This window comes from Actinosynnema sp. CS-041913 (genome assembly GCF_050942485.1).
Classification (GTDB): Bacteria; Actinomycetota; Actinomycetes; order Mycobacteriales; family Pseudonocardiaceae; genus Actinosynnema.
The window spans coordinates 7,951,449-7,971,993 of the sequence record NZ_CP192037.1 but is presented as its reverse complement, the minus strand read 5'-3'; the positions used below and the strand labels follow the sequence as shown (position 1 = coordinate 7,971,993).

The 20,545-nt window shown below is 66.8% G+C and carries 13 protein-coding genes; 9 read left to right on the top strand and 4 right to left on the bottom strand.

What is annotated here, in order from left to right:
- The first annotated feature begins 514 nt into the window (after window positions 1–514).
- Complete coding sequence (gene cas2, locus ACQPZF_RS35860; protein WP_433264714.1) at window positions 515–805, top strand: CRISPR-associated endonuclease Cas2; 291 nt, start codon at window positions 515–517, stop codon at window positions 803–805.
- A gap of 332 nt (window positions 806–1,137) precedes the next feature.
- Here the strand turns inward: cas2 and ACQPZF_RS35855 are convergent, their stop codons facing one another.
- Both ACQPZF_RS35855 and ACQPZF_RS35850 read right to left on the bottom strand, forming a co-directional pair.
- The gene (locus ACQPZF_RS35855; RefSeq protein ID WP_433274859.1) at window positions 1,138–2,349 is read right to left on the bottom strand and encodes an IS256 family transposase; all 1,212 of its coding nucleotides are present in this window, start codon (window positions 2,347–2,349) and stop codon (window positions 1,138–1,140) included.
- Window positions 2,350–2,816: 467 nt separating this feature from the next.
- A complete protein-coding gene (locus ACQPZF_RS35850) occupies window positions 2,817–4,340 on the bottom strand; it encodes a peptide deformylase (RefSeq protein WP_433264712.1) in 1,524 nt (507 codons plus the stop codon).
- A gap of 590 nt (window positions 4,341–4,930) precedes the next feature.
- On the opposite strand from ACQPZF_RS35850, the gene ACQPZF_RS35845 reads away from it, so the two are divergent.
- From ACQPZF_RS35845 to mmuM, 5 genes are all read left to right on the top strand, one after another.
- The gene (locus ACQPZF_RS35845) at window positions 4,931–5,092 is read left to right on the top strand and encodes an FxLD family lanthipeptide (RefSeq protein WP_433264710.1); all 162 of its coding nucleotides are present in this window, start codon (window positions 4,931–4,933) and stop codon (window positions 5,090–5,092) included.
- 83 nt (window positions 5,093–5,175) lie between these two features.
- Window positions 5,176–8,241, top strand: coding sequence for a lantibiotic dehydratase (locus tag ACQPZF_RS35840; RefSeq protein ID WP_433264708.1), 3,066 nt, complete (start codon window positions 5,176–5,178; stop codon window positions 8,239–8,241).
- Window positions 8,238–9,476: a lanthionine synthetase C family protein gene (locus ACQPZF_RS35835; RefSeq protein WP_433264706.1), complete on the top strand. Its 1,239-nt coding sequence runs from the start codon at window positions 8,238–8,240 to the stop codon at window positions 9,474–9,476. Before ACQPZF_RS35840 ends, ACQPZF_RS35835 begins: the two co-directional genes overlap by 4 nt.
- Entirely contained in the window at window positions 9,473–10,696 is a 1,224-nt protein-coding gene (gene fxlM / locus ACQPZF_RS35830; protein ID WP_433264704.1) for a methyltransferase, FxLD system, read from the top strand. The genes ACQPZF_RS35835 and fxlM overlap by 4 nt, the downstream gene beginning before the upstream one ends.
- Window positions 10,697–10,853: 157 nt before the next feature.
- Entirely contained in the window at window positions 10,854–11,738 is an 885-nt protein-coding gene (gene mmuM / locus ACQPZF_RS35825; protein ID WP_433274863.1) for a homocysteine S-methyltransferase, read from the top strand.
- A gap of 11 nt (window positions 11,739–11,749) precedes the next feature.
- On the opposite strand, the gene ACQPZF_RS35820 is transcribed toward mmuM, so the two are convergent.
- Window positions 11,750–13,030, bottom strand: a complete 1,281-nt coding sequence (locus tag ACQPZF_RS35820; protein ID WP_433264703.1) for a helix-turn-helix domain-containing protein — start codon at window positions 13,028–13,030, stop codon at window positions 11,750–11,752.
- 335 nt (window positions 13,031–13,365) lie between these two features.
- Between ACQPZF_RS35820 and ACQPZF_RS35815 the strand changes: the two genes are divergently transcribed.
- From ACQPZF_RS35815 to ACQPZF_RS35805, 3 genes are all read left to right on the top strand, one after another.
- The gene (locus tag ACQPZF_RS35815) at window positions 13,366–14,001 is read left to right on the top strand and encodes a bifunctional DNA primase/polymerase (RefSeq protein ID WP_433264701.1); all 636 of its coding nucleotides are present in this window, start codon (window positions 13,366–13,368) and stop codon (window positions 13,999–14,001) included.
- A gap of 1,415 nt (window positions 14,002–15,416) precedes the next feature.
- Window positions 15,417–15,779: a hypothetical protein gene (locus tag ACQPZF_RS35810; RefSeq protein WP_433264699.1), complete on the top strand. Its 363-nt coding sequence runs from the start codon at window positions 15,417–15,419 to the stop codon at window positions 15,777–15,779.
- Window positions 15,780–15,932: 153 nt separating this feature from the next.
- The gene (locus ACQPZF_RS35805) at window positions 15,933–16,265 is read left to right on the top strand and encodes a hypothetical protein (RefSeq protein WP_433264697.1); all 333 of its coding nucleotides are present in this window, start codon (window positions 15,933–15,935) and stop codon (window positions 16,263–16,265) included.
- Here ACQPZF_RS35805 and ACQPZF_RS35800 read toward each other — a convergent pair.
- A complete protein-coding gene (locus ACQPZF_RS35800; protein ID WP_433264695.1) occupies window positions 16,249–20,124 on the bottom strand; it encodes a hypothetical protein in 3,876 nt (1,291 codons plus the stop codon). The genes ACQPZF_RS35805 and ACQPZF_RS35800 overlap by 17 nt on opposite strands.
- Between the last annotated feature and the right edge of the window lie 421 nt (window positions 20,125–20,545).

Here is a 20,545-nt window from a genome sequence, read left to right as displayed (position 1 = left end):
GTTTCACGACCCGGCGATAGCAGCCCAGACTGTCACCGGTCGATGCCGCAGCGGACGGGCGATCCGGTCGACGATGCGGCGGCTTCTGCGCCGTCGCCTCGACGATAGAGGCGAGCGCCGACAAGATCGCGCCCACAGACCCAGCGTCGCCGAGATGAGCAACCGAACGAAGCAGCGGGGGGCCGGGCAGTAGCCCCGACCGATGCCTGCCTACGTTGTCGCGATCCTCGCCAGTCCCGGAGGGCTGGCACTGGCAATGCCCTCTCACCCTGATCCACCGCGAGCAGAGCGGCGACCACCACACCGAAACACCGCCAGGCGGCGCAGTCCAACTGACCGACGACGGACGCAGAACCTTCCTCGAACACTGGAGCCAAGCCCGAGAAGGCCCATGGCCACACACCGGCACAGGCCGTGACATCCCGGCCGCCCTCATCCCCCTGATCCCAGCCCGCCTGCTCGCCCGCCACCTACGCGGCACCAGCGAAACCTCCCTACCCTGGACCGTCACCTGATGGAACTCCTCGTCACCTACGACGTCGACACCACCAACCCCGAAGGCGAACGCCGCCTCCGCCACGTCGCGAAAATCTGCGAAGGCGTCGGACACCGAGTACAGAAATCCGCCTTCGAAATCGTCTGCACACTCTCGCAACGACTCCAACTCGAAGCCCGGCTACTCGCAACCATCGACACGACCCTCGACTCAGTCAGGATCTACCACCTCGACCGAGGCACATTCCACGCCACCCGACACCTCGGCAGCGCCACAAAACCACCACACGACGGCGCCCTGATGATCTGAAAGTCCGTATGGCTCCGCATCCAACGGAAGCGGTGACCGGGACACGGACTCCGCCGGACACCCAACCGGTCCACCACCTGGGAACCCCAAGCGTGACAAGACACGCCGAGAGATTCCCAACCTGCACACGGCGTGTCGTACCAACACGTGGGAACTACACCTCATGCTCAGCTCCCCACTCACGAAAGCACCTGATCAGGCAGCCCAGCGCCAGCCCTTCGGAGCTGGTGAGGATCGCAACCCGTACGGTTACTGCATCCGCAACACCGGCTGTGAGGCGAGCGCCAGCCATTCGGGGTCTATCTCGTGATCGGTGTGTCCGGCGTTGTTAATCAGTAGGTTTCGGCGTTCGGCCAGCGGTCACCAAACGTGACGGCGAAGGCGTTGAGCACGGGCTTCCAGCGCATCGTCCACCTGGCGCGGCCCGTTCCGGTGGGGTCGAGGCTGCGGGTGACAAGGTACAGGCACTTCATCGCGGCCTGTTCGGTCGGGAAATGCCCGCGGGCGCGGATCGCCCGGCGGTAGCGGGCGTTGAGCGACTCGATCGCGTTGGTGGAGCAGATCATCCGCCGGATCTCGACGTCGTAGTCGAGGAAGGGCACGAACTCGTCCCAGGCGTTGCGCCACAACCGGATCATCGCCCCGTACTTACGGCCCCACTGCTCCGCCAGGTCCTCCAGCGCGGCGGCCGCGGCGTCGGGGGTCGGGGCGGTGTAGATCGGGGTGATGCCCCGTTTCACCGCGTCCCAGTCCTGGCGGGCCACCAGCCGGAAGGTGTTGCGGATCAAATGCACGACGCAGGTCTGCACGACGGTCCGCGGCCACACGTTCGCCACCGCGTCGGGCAGGCCCTTGAGCCCGTCGCAGACCAGGAAGAACACATCGTGCACGCCGCGGTTCTTCAGGTCGACCAGCACGCTCATCCAGAATTTGGCGCCCTCGCCGCCGGTGCCCATCCACAGCCCGAGCACGTCCTTGCGCCCGTCCACCGTGACGCCGATCGCGGCGTAGACCGGCCGGTTGGCGACCTGGCCGTCACGGACCTTGACCACGATGGCGTCGAGGAACACCGCCGCGTACACCGCGTCGAGCGGGCGGCCCACCCAGTCGTTCATCTCCGCGACGACCTTGTCCGTGATGCGAGAGACCGTCTCCCTCGACACCGAGGCGCCGTAGATCTCGGCGAAGTGCGCCGAGATCTCACCGGTGGTCAATCCCTTGGCGTACAACGACAACACGATCTCGTCGACATCGGTGAGGCGACGTTGCCGCTTCTTGACGATCTGCGGTTCGAAGGTGCCCTCCCGGTCCCGAGGCACCTCGATCCCCACCTCGCCGGCCGCGTCCGAGATCACAGTCTTCGACCGCGTACCGTTGCGCACGTTGGTCGACTCGCGCCCGGGTTCCGCCCGGTTCTTCTCGTGGCCGAGATGCTCGGTCATCTCCTCGGCCAGGGCGGTCTCCAGCACGTTCTTGGTGAACAGCTTGAGCAGGCCGTCCGGACCGGTCAACGCCAGCCCTTGTGCTTTGGCCTCGGCCACCATCGCCGCCGCGGCGGCCTGCTCCGGCGACAGCTGCCGCCCGGTTCCGGTCTCGCTCTTCCGTGCGCCCACAAGCTCAGATGTCATCACTCACAGTGCCCATCCCGCCGGACCCCAGGCCCGGCGTGTCGGGCCGGACACACCGATCTTGAAACAGTCCCGCCATTCGGAGCTGGCGAGGATTGCACCCGATTGATGCTGCGCTCCTGCTAGAGCATCCCACCTTCGTCGGTCAGCCTGAGCCGCTGGTGCGGGCCTGGCGGACCTGGTCGATCAACTGCTCATCCAGGGCCTCCAGGCGGGTTTCGTCGAGGGGCGTCAGCGCGCTTCACGCCTTTGCTGTGGCACGAAAGTGTGGGGTTCAGCCCATGCTGAGACCAATTCCATGACTTGGGATTAAAGTCGTAACGGTGTCCGACTCGATCGGCGTAGCTGTTGGTCGGAGTATCGCCGAATGTTGTGAGTGGTGTTTACGCGGATCCGCCGTAGGTCCAGGTGTGGCCCGTGCCTCGGTACTGTTCGACGGGGATGGGCTGTCGTCCGTGGGGCAGGAGGTCGCGGCAGAGGGTGCCGTGGAGGTGGTCGACTTCGTGGGCGACGAGGCGGGCCATGCCGCGTTCGAAGACGGTGATCTTCTTTTCGCCGGTGATGTCGGTGTGTTCGACGTGGATCTGTAGTGGTCGGGGTATCAGGCAGCGGACGTCGAAGAAGCTCAGGCAGCCCTCGTATTGCTCGTCGGTCTCGGCACCGGTCTCGATGATGACGGGGTTGAGCAGGGTGATCGGCTGGTCGGCACCGGGTGGGCGCACGATGGCGGCGGCGCGGTCGATGCCGAGCTGGGGCGCGGCGACGCCCATGCCTTTGCCGAAGGTGTGGGCGTGGGCGATGCGTTCGGCGGCGGAGTGCAGTTCGACTATGACCCGGCGGGCGTCCTCGGCCTCGGTGGGCAGGTCGAAGGGGCGAGCTGTCCGGCGCAGCAGTGGGTCGCCGTCCTGGACCACGCCGAGGGCGGCCATGGTGCGGCTGGGACGGGCGGGTGCGGCGGTGTCGGCGGTCTTGTGGCTGCGGAAGTCCCATTCCAGTCGGTAGCGGGCGTGGAGAGGCGGGTCTTGGCAGGACCAGGCGAAGATCACGCGGTCGTCGTCGGTGGTGCGGTCGATGGCGGTGGGGAAAGGCATGGCTTCGGCTGTCATGGAGGTGTGCAGGCCCCATGCCACCGGGGTGAGGCTGGCGGGGAAGTTCAGCGACACCGACAGCTTCGCGGTGGGCAGCCGGATCGCGCGTTGGAACCAGTTGCCCCAGTGCTCGTCGCGGACGGTGTATTCGTACTCGATCCAGGTCGACTCGCCGGGGTAGAGCGGGAAGTGGCCGGTGTCGCCGGCGAAGTGCAGCCAGACTTCCTTGAAGGCGTCGCGGTCGTGGTGAGCGCTCCAGCTCATCGGCTCCGACCGGTCCTGCCCGTGCCAGGCGTGCAGGTTGATTTCGTCCCAGGTCAGGGGATCGGCGCTGTAAAGGCGGTTGGACCGTTCGGGATCCCCAGGGTAGCGGTCGACGGAGATGCGGATCAGGTAGCGGTTGATGGGTTCGGCACCACCGTTGATCAGGTGACGGCGCTGGGTCAGCCGATAGGTGTGCCCGTCGTAGTGCAGGGTGGCGTCGTCGTGGTCGACCACCAGGCTGCCGACGCCAGGCTGGTCGGCCTGTGTGGCCGGCAGTGGTTGTCGGGATTTGCCGGTGCGGCTCGCCTCGTACTCGCGGAACGCGGTGCGCAGCGCTCCACCGGCCTTCAGCGCGGATTCGGCCTGAAGGGCGAATTCCCGAGACGGTCGTTCATGTCCGGACTCCACTTTGGACACATACGAGCGGTCGTAGCCCATCAGCTTCGCCAGAGCCGTGCGGGACAACCCGCGCACGTCGCGCCAACGGGCCAGTTCTGCTGAGAAGTTGTTGGCCTCACCGTTGTCTCCACTGGTCGAATGCGCCCCGCCGGTCACGACAACACCTCGCCTTCTTCGACCGTGAGTGGGCGTGAACCCACTGTGAGTCGCTGTTCAGCCTAGAGGCACACCCGGCCCTGCTGGTGTCGTGGACCTCATCCGCGCTCGGCGACAAGACCTCGATGAAGCCGCGTTGCCGGCGCTTCCTGCCCCTAGGAGAAGGACATGAGCGATGTTCGCTTGTTGCCAGGGGTTTTCACCGACGAGCGGCACTTCGTCGCCACCGACGCGCCGGCGTACGGCTCCGCTCATCTCGGCTCTCGTCACCGGGCGCTGTGCCGCGCCCTGTGCCTGCCCGCCCCGACCGGGCCGTTCACCTGGTGCCAGTGGCCGGTTTGTGAATACTGCTTGACCCGCGCCGCCATAGCCACCTCGCCCGCGGTCATCACGTTGCGGGCCGGTCGCGGCTGGCAAGGCCGTGTGCCGTGCGCCGCGCGTGCTCTTCACCCAACCGGGTCCTCACCGTCCACCCCTGCGGGGGACGCAGTCGACGCGGTGCCACGAGTTCCTGCGTGAACGCTGTCGCACAACGTTTTCACGTCAGGTTGATGGTGATCCAACCAGAACAACGAGGGGAACCACTTCTCATGACGACGACCGAGATGCCCACCACTGACGATCCGTTCGTGCTCGAACTCCGTGTCATCACCGACCTCCCTGCGGACTCGGCGCTGAACCCGTGCACCAACGGAACCGACGACGGCTGTGACCCCACGTGCGCATCGGCGTGCGTCACCGGCGGCGTGTGAGACCGACTGTCCGGTTCGACACAGGGGGCCGGTCCTGCCGGCCCCCTGGCTTCCCTCGCGCACCGCACAGCCTGGAGGAACGGATGATTCCCGTTGGGAGAAAGCCGCTGTACCGGCACACGGGCGTCGCGCTGTTGCGGTCAGCGGCGGCGCCGCTGACCGACGCGCCCGACCGGTGGCCCGACCCGACCGACATCCCGGGGTGCCGGTCGTGGCTGGACCGGATGTGGTCCCGGCCCGGCCTGGCCGAGGCGGTCCGGCAGGCCAGCCCGTCGCTGGCCGACCGCGTCGACGCCATCCGGCGCGGACACGCGATGCCAGACAAGCAGGTCCGCGGCGCGACCCTGTCCACCGCCCGGTATGCGCTGCGCGGCATCGGCCGGCCCACGCCGTTCGGCCTGTTCGCGGGCGTGGCTTCAGCGGGGATAGCCGACACGACCCGCGCGCAGTGGGGCGAAGACCATCGAGCAACTGTGCGAGTGAACACCGAGTGGCTGGCCGACATCACCGCCCGCGCCGAAGCCGTTCCCGAGCTGCTGGAACGCCTGGACGTGACCGTCAACGACCTCGCCGTGCGGCGCGGTGACCGCTTGGAAGTCCCGCACGGCGCGAACCGGGTGGCGATCCGGCACACCAGCGTGGTCGCCGCCGTCCGCGACATGGCAGCGATGCCGATCCGGTTCGGCGTGCTGGTCGACAAGCTCGCCGAGGACTTCGCCGCCGACCGACGCAGAGTCCTCGACACCCTCACCGAACTGGTGCGGCAGGGCCACCTGCTGACCTGCCTACGCGCGCCGTTCACCGTCACCGACCCGTTCGCCCACCTGATGGCCCGGTTGCACGCCGCCGACGCCGACGCCCTGCCGGATATATCGGCCCCGCTCGACGAACTCAACGTCGTCCTGGCCGAGCTTCGTCACCACAACGACCAGGCGACCCCGCTCGTCGAGCAGCAGCGCCTGCGCACCACGCTTTCGAACCGCATGCGAAGGCTGTCCCCGGTGGGCCGCACGCCCTTGGCGGCGGACCTGCTGCTGGACTGCGACGTCCGCGTGCCCACCGACGTCGCGCGGGAGATGGAACTCGCTGCCTCGGCGCTGCTGCGCACCACCAGGCATCCGACCGGTACCCAGGTCTGGCGGGACTACCACGCCGCGTTCGTCGACCGGTACGGCACCGGCACGCTGGTACCGCTGCTCGACGTCGTCCTCCCGGACGCCGGCCTGGGCTACCCGGCCCGCTACGAGGGCAGCCTGCTGACCACGCCGGTCCCAGGGGCCGCGCCGCGCGACGAGCGGCTGGCGGCGCTGGCCTGGCGGGCGATGGCCGACGGAACCCGCGAGATCGTGCTGACCGACGACGACGTCACCGAACTGACCGACGAGGACTTCGACGACCGGTTCATCCCGCCGCACGTGGAGCTGTCCGCCCGCGTCCACGCCACCAGTGTGTCTGCGATGGAACGCGGCGAGTTCACCCTCACCGTCGCGCCCGCCCGCTCAGCCGGAACGCTGACCAGCCGCTTCACTCCGATGGCCACAGGCTCCGGCCTCGCGGAGGTCTACCGGACGCTGCCCGCCGCGACCGAGGGCGCGCTGCGCGCCCAGCTGAGCTTCGGCCCGAAGTACGCGCCCGCCGAGAACGTCTGCCGCGTCCCGGCCTACCTCGACCACGTGATCCCACTGGGGGAACACCGCGCGCCGGGCGATTCCTCGACGCTGATCACAGTCGAGGACCTGGCCGTCACCGCGACCCGGGACCGGCTGCACCTGGTCAGCCGATGCCGCCGCCGGGTGGTCGAGCCGCAGGTGTTCCACGCGCTCGCGCTGGACAAGCAGCCCTCGCCGCTGGCGCGATTCCTGGCTGAGCTGCCGCGCGCGTTCAGCGCGGCCTGGTACCAGTTCGACTGGGGACCACACGCGAACCTGCCAATGTTGCCGAGGGTGCGCTACCGCCGCACCGTGCTGTCGCTGGCGCAGTGGCGGCTGACCACCGCCGACCTGCCGACCGGTCCCGCCGATAACGACGACCGGCGGAAGTCGCTGGACACGTGGCGGCAGCTGTGGGGATGCCCCGACGTGGTCGAGCTGCGCGACGCGGACCGCACCCTGCGCCTCACCCTCGACGAACCAGCCCACGCCACCCTGCTGCACACCCACCTCACCCGACACGGCCAGGCCATCCTCTACGAGGCCACCCTCGCCGCCGACTACGGCTGGATCGACCACCACGCCCACGAGATCGCACTACCGCTGGTCACCACACGCCCGCCCGCACCCAACCCGCTGCGCGGCACGCTGCCCGAGGTGGGCAACACCCACGGGCACCTACCCGGCGCCCCGGACGCCGACTGGCTCACGGCGAAGATCCACACCCACCCGGAGCGAATGAACGACATCATCGCCCGGCACCTGCCGCTGCTGCTGGCAGAACTCGACATCGACCAGAACTGGTGGTTCCTGCGCTACCACAACCCGCATGAGACCCACCACCTCCGGCTGCGTCTGCGCACCACCCCCGACCACTACGCTGCGTGCACCAACGCGCTCGGGAAGTGGACGCAGCGGATGCGGCAGGCAGAAGTGATCGGACGGCTGGTGCTCGACACCTACCACCCGGAAGTCGGCCGCTACGGGCATGGCGCGACGCTGGCCGCCGCCGAGGACGTCTTCGCCGCCGACTCCCTTCTGGTCGCCGCCATGCTGCGGGAACTGCCCGCCACGGCGGCACATCCCACAGCGCTGGCCGTCGCAGGCATGGTGGACATCGTCGAAGGTTTCCTCGGCGACCCCATCGACGCCACCGACTGGCTGACCGACCACCCCGTCCGCACCACTCCCGCGGTCGACCGCACGGTGACCGACGAAGCGATCCGACTGGCCAATGATCCAGATGCGCTGAGCCGCCTACCAGGCTGGGCCGAGCCGGTCGAGCAGGCGTGGCGGTCCCGGACGGACGCGCTGGCCGCCTATCGCGTGCAACTGCCGTCCGACGCGGACAACGACGTCGTCCTGGAATCGCTGCTGCACATGCACCACAACCGGACCATCGGCATCGACCCCGCCAGCGAACACACCTGCCGCCGCCTGGCCCGGCACGCCGCACTCGCCCGCCGAGCCCGCCGACCCCGTGACGGCGGCAGACGATGAGCTGCGACGATCCGCCCGGCCCGCCGACGGTGCCACCGGAGTACGATCCCTCGCCCGACTGGGGGCAATCCCTGTCCTTCGGGGCAGCCGGGATCGCGTTGCTGCACCTGGCCCGCGCCCACGCGGGCCAGGGCACGTGGACCACCGCCCACCGATGGATCGCGACGATGACCCGCGGCCCGGTCACCGCGCACTCCGACGCCTGCCTGTTCCGGGGTGCCCCGGCGGTCGCGTTCGTCCTGCGCGCCGCAGACCGACCCTCCTACGCCGCCGCGATCGACACCCTCGACCGCCACATCGCCGCACTCGTCCGCCAGCGCCTGGACGCCGCCCGCCAGCGCATCGAACAGGGCCTGACGCCCCGACTGCGCGAGTTCGACCTGATCAACGGAATGACCGGCCTCGGCGCCTACCTACTGCACGGCAGTGCCGACGTGCTCCTGCGGGAGGTGCTGAGCTACCTGGTGCGGCTGGCCACCGAGCCCGTGACCATCGACGGCGAACAACTCCCCGGCTGGTGGACCCACAACGAACCCGCCGACCGCCTCTCGCCGCAGTGGCCCGGCGGCCACGCCAACCTCGGGATCGTCCACGGCATCGCCGGCCCGCTGGCGCTACTGGCACTCGCAATGATCGACGGCACCACCGTGCCGGGACAGGCCGAGGCGATCGACCGGATCTGTCGCTGGCTGGACCGGTGGCGGTGCGGCACCGCAACCCGGCCGTGGTGGCCCGGCACGATCCGTCCGTCGGAGTTCCGCACCGGCTCGGTCGACCAGCACGGACCGCAGCGACCGTCATGGTGCTACGGAACCCCCGGACTCGCCCGCGCCCAACAGCTCGCTGCCCTGGCGCTGGGCGACCGACGCCGGCAGCGCGCCGCCGAGAACGCGTTGACCGCCTGCGTCACCGACGACCACCAGCTCGCCCTGCTCGACGACGCCTCCCTCTGCCACGGCTGGGCCGGACTCGTCCAGACCCTCCGGCGCACCGCCGCCGACGCCAGCCCCGACAGCGAACTGGCCGCCCAACGCCTGCGGCTGCACACCCGCTTCGCACACCACCTGTACGGCCGCCGACCGGTCCCCGGCGACGGCCTCCTCGAAGGCACCGCAGGCATCGCCCTGACCCGCGACGCGGCCACCGCGCCCGCGTTCCGGTGGGACGCCTGCCTGCTCATCACCCCACCGGCACCACAGACCTCTGAGCCCCTGGACATGGAAGGACATAAATGACCGCCACGCCCCCTGACACCGACTTCTCACCGGACGAGCTGCGCGACCGCATGGTCGACCACATCGCCGACGCCGGACACCAGCTCCCGGCCGCCATCGAGCACGCGCTGCGCACCGTGCCGCGGCACCTGTTCGTGCCCGACGCCACCCTGCATGACGCCTACGCCAACAGGTCCATCACCATCAAGCCCGGCGAACCCGGCGGCCGGCCCGCCAGCTGCATCTCCGTGCCCACCGTCGTGGCCATGATGCTCGGCCAACTCGACGCCCGACCCGGGCACCGCGTCCTGGAGATCGGTGCCGGCACCGGCTATAACGCCGCACTGCTGGCCGACATCATCGGCGACACCGGCCACGTCACCACCATCGACATCCACCCCGACGTCACCACCCACGCCCGCCTCGCCCTCGACGCCACCGGCTACGACCAGGTGCACGTCGTCACCGGCGACGGCGCGCTCGGCCACCAAGACCGGGCCCCCTACGACCGGATCATCGTCACCGTCGGTCCGTGGGACCTGCCGCCCGCGTGGTTGAACCAGCTCGCCCCCGGCGGGCGCCTGGTGGTGCCGCTGCACTGGCGCGGCCAAGCCCGCAGCGTCGCGTTCGTCAAGCAGGACAACGGCGTGCTGCGCGCCACCGACAGCCAACTGTGCGGCTTCATCCCCATGCTCGGCGACGGCCAGGACGGCGAACGCAAGGCCCGTATCGCCGACGACGTCGACCTGCACTTCGACCCTGACCAGCCCATCGATCCCGAAACCCTGCACGGGATCCTCACGCAGCCCGCGACCACTGTGTGGTCCGGTGCCTCGGTCGTGCCGATGGAGTCCACCGACCTCATCTGGCCACGCCTGACCGGCGTCGAACCCGGCACCTGCCGCTTCGCCGCCACCCAGGCCGCCGTCGAGGCCCGACTGTGCGCCCCGGCCTTCACCTACAGCAGCCCCGCCCTGGTCCAAGGCGACTCGCTGGCCTACCTCACCCTGCGCCGACCAGCACCCGACGCCACCGAACGCCGCTTCGAACTCGGCGCCACCGGCCACGGCCCCGCAGGCGAACACCTCGCGGAACGGCTGTGCGCCGGAATCCGAGCCTGGGACCACGACCGCACGGCACAACCCGTCATCACCGCCTACCCCGCCGGCACCCCCGACAAAGACCTGACGGACGGGCAGATCATCGACAAGCGGTTCGTCCGCTTGGTCGTTTCCGCCTGATCCGACCCCGACCACAGGCCGCCTGCCGCGCCGCGGGCGGACTCGCACCGTGGCTGGCGCAGGGTGGGTGAGCGAAAGGCCGCTTGCTCACCCGTCACCGGGCTGAGCACGTGAGCAACTAAGAAGCCTTGGCCGTCCTACGCTCGGGCGCGTGGACATGCTGAACGCCTCCGGCCCGCTCGTGTTGGACGGTGGTCTTGCTACTGAGCTTGAGTCGCGCGGTCACGATCTGTCCGATGCTCTGTGGTCCGCCCGGCTGCTGGTCGATGCACCGGACGAAATCACGGCGGCGCACCTGGCGTTCTACCGAGCTGGTGCGTCGATCGCGACGACAGCCAGCTACCAAGCCTCGTTCCCCGGATTCGCGGCGCGCGGTATCGACCGGGCGGACGCGGCCCGACTCATGCGGCGCAGCGTCAAGTTGGCTGACGCCGCGCGGGCCGAACTGGCTCACGATGGCCGCGCCCGATGGGTAGCCGCATCGGTCGGGCCGTACGGAGCTGCGCTGGCCGATGGCTCCGAATACAGGGGCCGCTACGGCCTCAGTGTGGCCGAGTTGGCGGCCTGGCACCGCCCCCGGATGGAAGTACTGGCCGATGCGGGAGCCGACGTGCTGGCGCTGGAAACGGTACCCGATATGGATGAAGCTGAAGCGCTGCTATCACTCATTTCCGGAACCGGTGTCCGGGCGTGGCTTACCTATAACACCATTGGAACCACCACACGCGCCGGACAACCATTGACCGAAGCGTTTGCCGTGGCGGCCGGTGTGGACGAAGTCGTAGCAGTCGGGGTGAATTGCTGCGCACCAGCCGATGTGGCCGGTGCAGTCACCATCGCCAAAGAGGTCAGCAGAAAGCCGATCGTCGCGTATCCGAATAGCGGCGAAGGCTGGGATCCTATGCACCGATCGTGGGTAGGATCGTTTGCGTACTCGCCCGGTTATGCTCGAACGTGGGCGTCGCAAGGTGTCCGAATCGTAGGTGGATGCTGCCGTGTTCGGTCAACCCATATCGCCCGGATTGCTGGCGCGGTGGCCTGATCCGGTTCACATCAGGTACTTGCAGCCAAGTTCGACCGGACTGATAGGGCAAGATCCTTGAGCGAGCTCGGTGCGTTCCCTTTGCTGATTAGATCAAGGGCTGCGGCCAACCGGGTCGTCGCCATACGTGAATGGAAAACCCCGACATCGCCGATCAGGCTTTGGAGGGCCTGTTCGGCGCTAGCCCATGAACCGTTGACTGCATAGCCGTATATGGCCCACAGCTTGTAAATGAAGCTCATGCGAGGTTCAGGAGATTCGTTTGCCGAAGACTCGAAGTAGTCCACGGACTCGGTGGTCTTGCCAAGCTTGAGGCGAACGGCCCCCTCGAACCATGAAAATTGACCACTATTGATCCACCACGCCCAGTGTGGATCGTCGTCACGTACGCCGTCCTCGAATAGAACTGCGGCGCGCTTCAACTCATCGGTCGACCTGCTCTCGGCCCTTAGCAGTCCATATGAGTATGCCAGGCGTAGTCGGAACAACACTTCAAGGCGCGGCGACAAGCGATTGCCTTCGATGACCGCGTGGGCAATATTGATTGACTCTTGCGGCCGCCTCAACGTTTCGGCATGCATCGCCATATTTTGTAGAACAAATAGTTCCATGTTCCTGTCGCCGGCAAGTCGGGCGAAACTGAGTGATTCGTGGTTGATGCGGCCGGTCAGTGTGTCCATTTGCTTTGAGTCGTACAGGCTCCAGCCTGCGACCTCTGCCACTTCTGACAAGGCAGAATACACATCTCGCCGCAGGTTGTCGCGTATCTCACTCGTGCTGACTCGATGGCGCATCTGTTTATAGGCTTGCAGGATCACCGGTGATGCAGCATCTCCGCCGTACTGCTGATCTAGGCGGACGAAAGTCCGTATCTCATCGCGTAGGTACTCAATGTATTCCTCTCCGATCGGTTCAGCCGTGGCGTAAAACGAAGTCGCCTGCGGATCGGAGGCATCTATCTCAAGTTTCGGTAGAGCCAGTCCCTTGGTTCGTGTCAGACGTACCGCACGCTGACGGTCAAGTTCCTTCTGTTTCAGTTCATCCTCGTGATTGCGTGCCATGTCGTACTTTGCGACCAAATCACCTCCAGCGTCCAGGGTGCGGTCTGCCTTTTCCCAGAAGTTGCGATCCGGGAACTGGCGGCCAGCAATGATGTGGGCAATAGATGTACGGTGGTAACTGGTCTCGCGGGCCAAATCGCCTTGTGTAAGCGGCGATTCGTTGAGATATTCCGCCAAGGCTGCTCCGACTCGGCGGTGGACTTCCATGATCTCGCTCGGCTGACGTGCCATGAGCACCCCGCTCGGTCCGACAGTATGCCCGCGCCACCGTCCAGCGTAGCCACCTGCACGAACGGGTGACACGGCCAGGCGTGGGAGCACGTCCCACACCCTTTTCCACATCGGTCCCACGGGGTTCCGTGGTGATCGCCTGGCCCGCAAGTTTGCAGGCCAGGGCCCCATGGGCCGATCCCTCCCCGACAAGGAACGGACCCAGGGGTAGCCGGTGGCCAGCCCCTTGACGGACTCAGAGTCCGCGCCAATGGAAAACCTGGGTGCGTCACTTCCTCGTGGGAGTTGGTCACCGGCTCGCCCTACCGGTGAGAGACGGAAGCGCGAGGCCCAACATGGTAGGCCAGGGAAAACGGGTACTAACGCCGGCCGAGCGAGCGGAGCGAGCACCCCTCGATGCTGCGTTGTCGTATGCGGCTCTGGGGTGGCCGGTGGTCGGCGGTTCGACGTGGAACGGCCGGAACTGGGAGTGGCACAACGGCACCACCCGCAAGCCGACCGCCGAGCTGGCCCCGATCATCCCTCGTGATTTCGCCACGACGGAGCTGAACCAGATCACGCGATGGTGGCAGCCACGCCAGGTGGTCATGCCCACGATCCTGGTCGTGACGGGTGGCCGATTCGACGTGATCGAGATGCGTGGTGCCGTCGCGGTGAAGGTGCGGAGGTCCACCGGGTTCCGCAGGAACCGCACCCCTGTCGTGTTCCGTCGTGACACCGACCGTGCCTATTTCTTCACCACCACCGGATGGGAACAGCCGAGTGACGGATTCGGCGACGAAGCCGGTGGAGTCAAGCTTCTGAAGCCCCGGTCGCTGGTTCTTGTGCCTCCAGCGAGGCTTCCCGGTCAGGCGACCGCGCTGTGGTGGGTGAACCCGAGCGAGGTCAAGGGCAAAGTCATCGATTACGATACTTTCGAGAAGTTTCTGCGGTCGGTGTTCGCTGGCACGCCGGATCCCGATAAGCCATGAACCACGTCATTTATTCCCGGACAGTTCTGTGGGTGGGTGGCGGTTTCGTTCTCGTGCTGGTGTTCATCGGTGCGGCTTTCGTGGTGCTGTACCGCAGGCACCGGCTTCGATGGGAGCGGGATGACTGGAATCACGTCCTGCTGATTAGGGAACGTGAGCGACGTGCACAGGCAACGATCGCGCGCTCGCCGACCGAACAACTTCCTGCGTTGGAAGTCGGCAAACAGGAGTGTCTGCCGTTCGACGGCACGCCGAAGGTCTACCCCGCGATGCACTCGGCACCGAGCGGCCCGCGTCATCGCGCGAAGCACCGTGGAGTCCACCACGTCGGCACCGGGCGGACGTGGTGGACTTTGATGTGCTCCGAATCACCACCGTCGGGATGTGCGCCGGGCAGCCTTTCCGGCCATGAGTTCGCCCTTCGTTGTGGTGATCGCTCCCAGTACATGACCGCTCGACCAATCACGAACCGGCCCCCGTACTCACTGAGGTGCCACTCGTCGGAGACAGAAATTGGCTAAACAGAAACGTCCCGATGGGGAACGGGTGATCCGACTCGACCTCAACCTGGTGACTCGGGCCATGTCCACGCGGGAACCGGTGCGGTTCGTTCCGCGTGTGCGAGTGAGGATCTTTCAGTACACGGATGTGCTTCGACTTCCCGAAGACCATCCGCTCCGTGTCGAGATCGAACGGCAACTCTGTTGCCAGTGGGCACAGGAACGCCAGTTCGGTACGCCGCTCCGACGGTTCGCCAGAATGCATGGAACGACCGCACCGACCGTGCGAAAGGTCTTCAGGCGATTCGGCACACCGGTGACGGCGACGGCCGGGCCGTGCGAATCTGTCTGCGCCGCCACTCCTGACGAGACGATCCGCGACGCGATACGCAGACACCGAGCAGGCTGTCCCGCTCGCCTCGAGGCGGGCAAAGAACTGCGCACGGTGTACGAACACGGACACGACGACGGGACGATGGTCAGCCTGCGGTCACTCGGGATCAAGCATCGTCTGTCCGCGCTCACCATCCGCTCTGTACTGGTCGAAGCGGGCGCGGAAATACGCCCACCAGGGCCCACCAGGAACCACCCGTGGCGTGGCCACGACCACCCGTTCCAGAAACGACCGAAGACACATACTTCGACCAGACGCAGGACGGCCGCATGACGTGGACAACCGTGATGACGATCCCCGGCCCACCGGAGCGCCCGGACTGGAACCGATGGACGGCGTGCGACGACGTCGCCGTACAGGCGGAAGCGCGCAGGCGGACAGAAGTATCGGACACCGACGCCAAAGCGCCTGAGGAACCAGGCCGGTCCGAGTGAGCGCGGGAGAGCGACGGTACCGGCGACACGGCCCTCGCCCCACCATCCGTGGCGGAGGCCGCTGGCCCGGTCGAGACGAGGGACGGAATGCAACGGCAGATATTGCGGACGGCGCACGTGCTGCTGGTCGGAGCTGTGCTGGGTCTGCTCGGCGGGAACGTCTACCGCCGCAAGCGCCGACTGGCCGGTTCAAGGCACGCCAGTCAGCGGTTCGGCAGTAAACAGGTCATGTGGGACGAACGCGACTGGCGGGCGTACTGGTGGCATGAGCAGCGGTTGCTCGCCAGGAAGGAGGCGGAGGACTTCCTCAACGGCCTTCTGACCGTCCTCACGCTCGGTGTGTACCGCGCCGAAAACCTCTGGTGCTGTGACAGCGCGATCCCGAAACGCCCACTTCGCGCGTTCTGGCCACGCCGCGTGTGGACCTGGTGGAACCGTGTCAGGCGCTGAATGTCTCACACACGTCCGCCCAGTGGCTTGTCACGCAGCCTTGGCTGGGTAGTGGGTCCAAGGTGTGCGAACGCCGCACCTGCCTGATCTACGGCACCTCGAGCGGCGAGTACGTCGTTGTCGCCTTCAAGGCGGCGCCGGAGAGGACCCGGCATGTTCATGCACCTCGAGGCGGGCCCCAGCGTCGGGGTGCAAGTGGAGGACACGGAGGCTCTCGGCTACCTCGTCGTTGTGTTCACCAGAGGTCCAAGCGTTGACAAGGTCGTCGGCGCGGCGGTCGTCGGGGACGATCAGGAGGGCGGCGTCGGCTTCCTCGCCATTCACCTGATGGATGACGGACGCCCTCAGTGGCTGGGCGCGGTGCGAGCGAGTGGAACGCTGCCCGCTTCCCGGGCGGAGCCGGTGGGACTGTCCCAAGATCACGGGATAGACTCGATCACCAAGGGGCATCCGGGCAAGTTCGCGGATACTAGCGCTCCCATGTGAAGTCGCCAGACAGCCCGGAGGCGTTGAGGTCGGACATGCGGTCGATGACGTCCAGGCATCGGCCGCGGACATCGTCATGGCTCTGGCGGTAGAGCCTGAGCACGATGGCGACCATGTCGTGGCTGACTGCGGCGGTTGCGGTCCTGATGTCGCCCAGCTCTCCACCGGCGATGTCGATCGCTCGTTCGCAGGCGTCGACGATCACTTCCGGCAGTAGTGCCAGGCTGTCGTCCAAGGCGCGGAACAGGTGGGCGAAGTGGTCGGTGAATGCCGTGCTTGTGGTGAATGCCGAGACGAGGGCCTGCGTGGTGGTTGCGTCGGTTTGGTCGAGTGAGGTGACGGCAGCAGCTGCGGCCTCGCGGACGGTTGGGTCGCTGTCGTTGAAGAAGCGTGTCACGAGATCGGGTCTGATCTCGGGAGCGCTGGCCATGGTGGTCGCAGCACCTCGTCGGGCGGCGACGGCGAGCATGTCCGGATCGGTGGGCATGGAGGAGTCGAGGCGGTCTCTACCGAGGGCGTTGGCCCAGACGTGCCCTGCGCGTTCGGCGATCGGGTCCGGTCCTGCGAGTGCGCGCGCGAGGTGTCGGGCGAACCGCTGTGGGGCGCGAAGTGTCGCGTAGGTCAGCAGCCTGGTGGCCGGGTGGGAGTCGAATATGTCGATCTTCGGTTCGCTGAGCAGTTGGTCTGCGAGGTTCAGCGCTTCCTCGATGTGGGTGTTGAACAGGGCGAGGACGGCTTCGGTGGTCTGTGTGCGGACGGCCATGATCGGGTCGTTGGCCAACCGGGCCACCGTGGGCAGCAGGCGGTCGCCGAGCTCGGGGCGGGCGAAGAGCACCTGGCCGATCGCTTCGGCGACTGCACCTCTCGTGCAGTTCATGCCCGCGGTGTGAAGGTCGCCGTTGAAGTACCACTGGCCGGATTGCGACGTGGTACGTGCTGTCTCACGCTCGGGGTCGCTGTCCTGGGAATAGTGCTCCAGAAGGCCCAGCAGAACGTCGTCGATGGTGCCCGGATTTGATTGGACCGCGCGGCATACGGCACGGCCTGTCGCCGGGCCCGCAACGAGATAGGCGTGGGCGCAGAGTTCGGACAGCAGCGGGGTCGGGATCTTGCCGGCGACCGCTTCGACGACGTGGACGATGTGGTGGGCGGGGATGTCGGCGTCGAAGGTCAGGGCGAGGCGAGCGAAGCGCTCCGGCTCGGCTTGAGCTGTGCGACCGAGCATCCGCGCCAGCTCCAGAACTCCTCCGACCGCCGCAGTCGTGGAGTAGTTCCTGGTGTTGTCGCGGTACTTCTCGATGGCCCGCAGCCAGTCCTGGTCGGTCATGAACCCGGATGCCTTCTCCGGTACGGGCGGCCCGACGAAGTGCGCCATCAGCGGCCTGGGCGCCGCAGGCCGGTCGTGGGGGAAGCGGCGTTCGAGTTCCGTGATGCGGCGTGCGCAGTCCGGGAGGAGTCGCTCTCCGGCGATGGCGGTGAGCAACTGGTATTGGCTGTAGCCGTGTGCGGAGCGGCCCTGCACCGAGATCTCCCACTGTGGGTAGTACTGGAGCAGCATTCGGCACAGTGCTACCAGATGGTCGTCGTCGCAGTGGCGTGATGCGGCTTCGACGAGCTGACGGCTGGCCCACCGAGGGCTGTCGCTCCAGCCCAGGCACAAGTTGCGGGGATCGGACAGCAGCCATTCGACTGCCTCGTCGGCGGCTTGTTCCGCGCCGGCTGTGTACGCCCGGCATGCCAGGAAGCGCAGTGCCTCCAGATCACTGCGGGCGAGGGTCCTGACGACGTTGTCGTCGGCGGTCATTATCCGGAAGGCGTTGGCGCACAACGCTTTTTCGACACCGGTGAACAGTGCGCTGTCAATCTGCGGGTTGACGTCGATGACGCGATAGCTCCATCGCGGGCTGGCGAGCAGGCCTTCTGGATGGTCGTGGAAGCCGGTGGCCTTGATGACGTCTACGAGAAACGGGAGGACTTCGACGAGGAACTGCTCCGGTGCGGCCTCGGCGATGTCGATTATGGTGGATGCGCCGCCGCCGCTGGAGCCGCTTCTGAGATGTCCCGAGGCGAACGGGTCGTGACTGCCGTCCTCCTGAGCGCGCACCTGTGCGCGGCGCAGGTGGGCGCCGATGATGCGTGCGGCTCCACGCGGCTCGTCGTCCTTGAGGCCGTAGAGGATGCTCCAGAAGTCGCTGTTGATCGCGATGGGACCACGGGCGTGGTCGAGCAGGCCCTGCTCGACCAGTTCCACTGTGAAGTCCACCAGCCCAGGGGTGAGGGACCATTCGACCATCGACCTCAGCCGGTTGTTCCACTCCTGCGAGGTACCGATGTAAGGACGGACGAGTTCGGCGACGCGCTCCGGCCGTTCCCTGGCCGCGATGACCAACTGGTTGGCTGCACCACCTCTGTCGGGGTCGCGGAGCATCACCTCCCAGCGGGCTGCCTGGTCTGCCGCGTCGAACCACCGCGCCGAGGACAACAGCGCGGTCAGCTTCCCGCTCCGCCGGGAATCACCGAATGCCAGCGGTTCGAGTGCCGACCAATCGTCGCCATCGGCGTCAAGCTGTCCCAGCACGCCGACAACCACGTCCAAGAGGTGGGACCGGACGGTGGTACTGGTCAGCAGCTCGCCGACGGTCGCGCGAAACGCCCGCCGGTCGGTGCCCGCAAGGTGTTCCAGTACCTGACGGGTCTGCGCTCGCCGAAACAGGTGCTGGCCGGACCGCACCAGGAACCGGTGCAGATTCTCTCCTCGAGCGACGAAGGCCCTGGCGAACACGAAGTCGAAGTAGGTCTCGTGACAGAAGCTGATGGTGACCGTGTCGTCCAGAAGAACGCCTGCGGACGCCAGCGCCGACACCTGCCGGCGAGGCACCTCGTCGAGTACCGCTGTAGGGACTTGAAGCACCTCGTTATCGCTCATGTAGGACACGAGGGTGCTGGTGATTGTGGCCCACTCCAAGTTGCCCAGCTCTGCCTCGACCGCTTGCCGGGTCTGGGTGGTGAACTGCTCGTACAGGTCGGGCAGCGTCCGGTACGTCAAACGCTGGGACTCGGATGACAGCCTGCTGAACACGGCGAGGTGCAGCGGCAGGCGCAACAGTTCCAAGGTAGAGGGTTGGATCGACACGACATCGACACCGCCGGCGTGGAGGGCGTCCTTCACGGCAGTCGCTTCAAGGCCGGTGATCTCCATGCTGCCGACCCGCGACTCGTCGGACAGCAGCGACCGCATGCGCGGATCGGCTTCGAGGTCGACCGTTCTGACCACGAGCACGATCTTCATTCGCGGATGACGCTCCGCCTCGTCCAGCATCTCGGCTACTGCGTCGTAGCTGTCCGGCATCCGACCGCTGTAGGTGCTGACCGCGTCCAACTGGTCGACCACGACCACGCGCGGTGAATCACCGGCGGTCTCGTCGACCACCACGACGGGAGATTCCGGCAGGCCACAGGAACTGCCCAGTTCCTCTGCGGAGGAGCAGACCTGCTTGATCGCGTCCATGCGGACCACTGCGGCCGTCCACCCAGCTTCGATCAGTTCCGTCACGGCATCGGCTACGACACTGCTCTTGCCCGAACCTGCCCGTCCGTGGACGACAAGCACCTGGCGCGAGTCCGTGGCCAGCCATCCCACGAGGGTTTGCACTGCGGCGTGCATGACCATGAACCGCGGTCGGGTTGCCCTATTGCGACGACGATGCCGCTCGACGGTCCTTCCGAGGGCTTCCTTCTCGCCCTGGGATGAACGCCGCTTACCCGCTGGCGCCCCGGACATGATCAGGTCGCCCTGAACGGTGACGTCCCTGGCCTGGAGGACATTGCCCATGACGTTGTGCGCGGAGTTGGAGACCACCTCGACGCTGCCCGGGAGGAAGCCGCCCCGAACTTCCTGCTCAGACGATTCCGTCTTCCTGCGGCGACGGTGAACTCCCAACTACTGAACTCCCTTTCTCAGCGACGGAAAGAGCGGAACGAGTTTCGCGGATCCATGAGAACACCGTCGAAGACGGTGAACCACCCCCAGGGGTATAGCCACCCATGCCGACACGGCGGATGCACTCGTGCGGCAGCGTGACCGATCATCGGCGCGACTCCCTTCGCGATGACCCTGCACGCTACGCCGAGGGTCCGACAAAACAAGGCGGCCCCAGGCGGCCGTAGTGGGCGGGAAGCCCAGCACAGCCATTGCTTCTCCACGGGACCAGACTGAGGCGATACGTTGAGTACGTCGTTGACTACTAAAAGTAGTGCACTGGCCAGTGACGTACGCCACT

What these genes read in the sequence shown, in the direction of transcription:
- cas2 (WP_433264714.1), top strand. Translation starts at nt 515, where the DNA reads ATGGAACTCCTCGTCACCTACGACGTCGACACCACCAACCCCGAAGGC.
- ACQPZF_RS35855 (WP_433274859.1), bottom strand. Translation starts at nt 2,349, where the DNA reads ATGGTGGCCGAGGCCAAAGCACAAGGGCTGGCGTTGACCGGTCCGGAC.
- ACQPZF_RS35845 (WP_433264710.1), top strand. Translation starts at nt 4,931, where the DNA reads ATGACGACGACCGAGATGCCCACCACTGACGATCCGTTCGTGCTCGAA.
- ACQPZF_RS35840 (WP_433264708.1), top strand. Translation starts at nt 5,176, where the DNA reads ATGATTCCCGTTGGGAGAAAGCCGCTGTACCGGCACACGGGCGTCGCG.
- ACQPZF_RS35835 (WP_433264706.1), top strand. Translation starts at nt 8,238, where the DNA reads ATGAGCTGCGACGATCCGCCCGGCCCGCCGACGGTGCCACCGGAGTAC.
- fxlM (WP_433264704.1), top strand. Translation starts at nt 9,473, where the DNA reads ATGACCGCCACGCCCCCTGACACCGACTTCTCACCGGACGAGCTGCGC.
- mmuM (WP_433274863.1), top strand. Translation starts at nt 10,854, where the DNA reads ATGCTGAACGCCTCCGGCCCGCTCGTGTTGGACGGTGGTCTTGCTACT.
- ACQPZF_RS35820 (WP_433264703.1), bottom strand. Translation starts at nt 13,030, where the DNA reads ATGGCACGTCAGCCGAGCGAGATCATGGAAGTCCACCGCCGAGTCGGA.
- ACQPZF_RS35815 (WP_433264701.1), top strand. Translation starts at nt 13,366, where the DNA reads ATGGTAGGCCAGGGAAAACGGGTACTAACGCCGGCCGAGCGAGCGGAG.
- ACQPZF_RS35810 (WP_433264699.1), top strand. Translation starts at nt 15,417, where the DNA reads ATGCAACGGCAGATATTGCGGACGGCGCACGTGCTGCTGGTCGGAGCT.
- ACQPZF_RS35805 (WP_433264697.1), top strand. Translation starts at nt 15,933, where the DNA reads ATGTTCATGCACCTCGAGGCGGGCCCCAGCGTCGGGGTGCAAGTGGAG.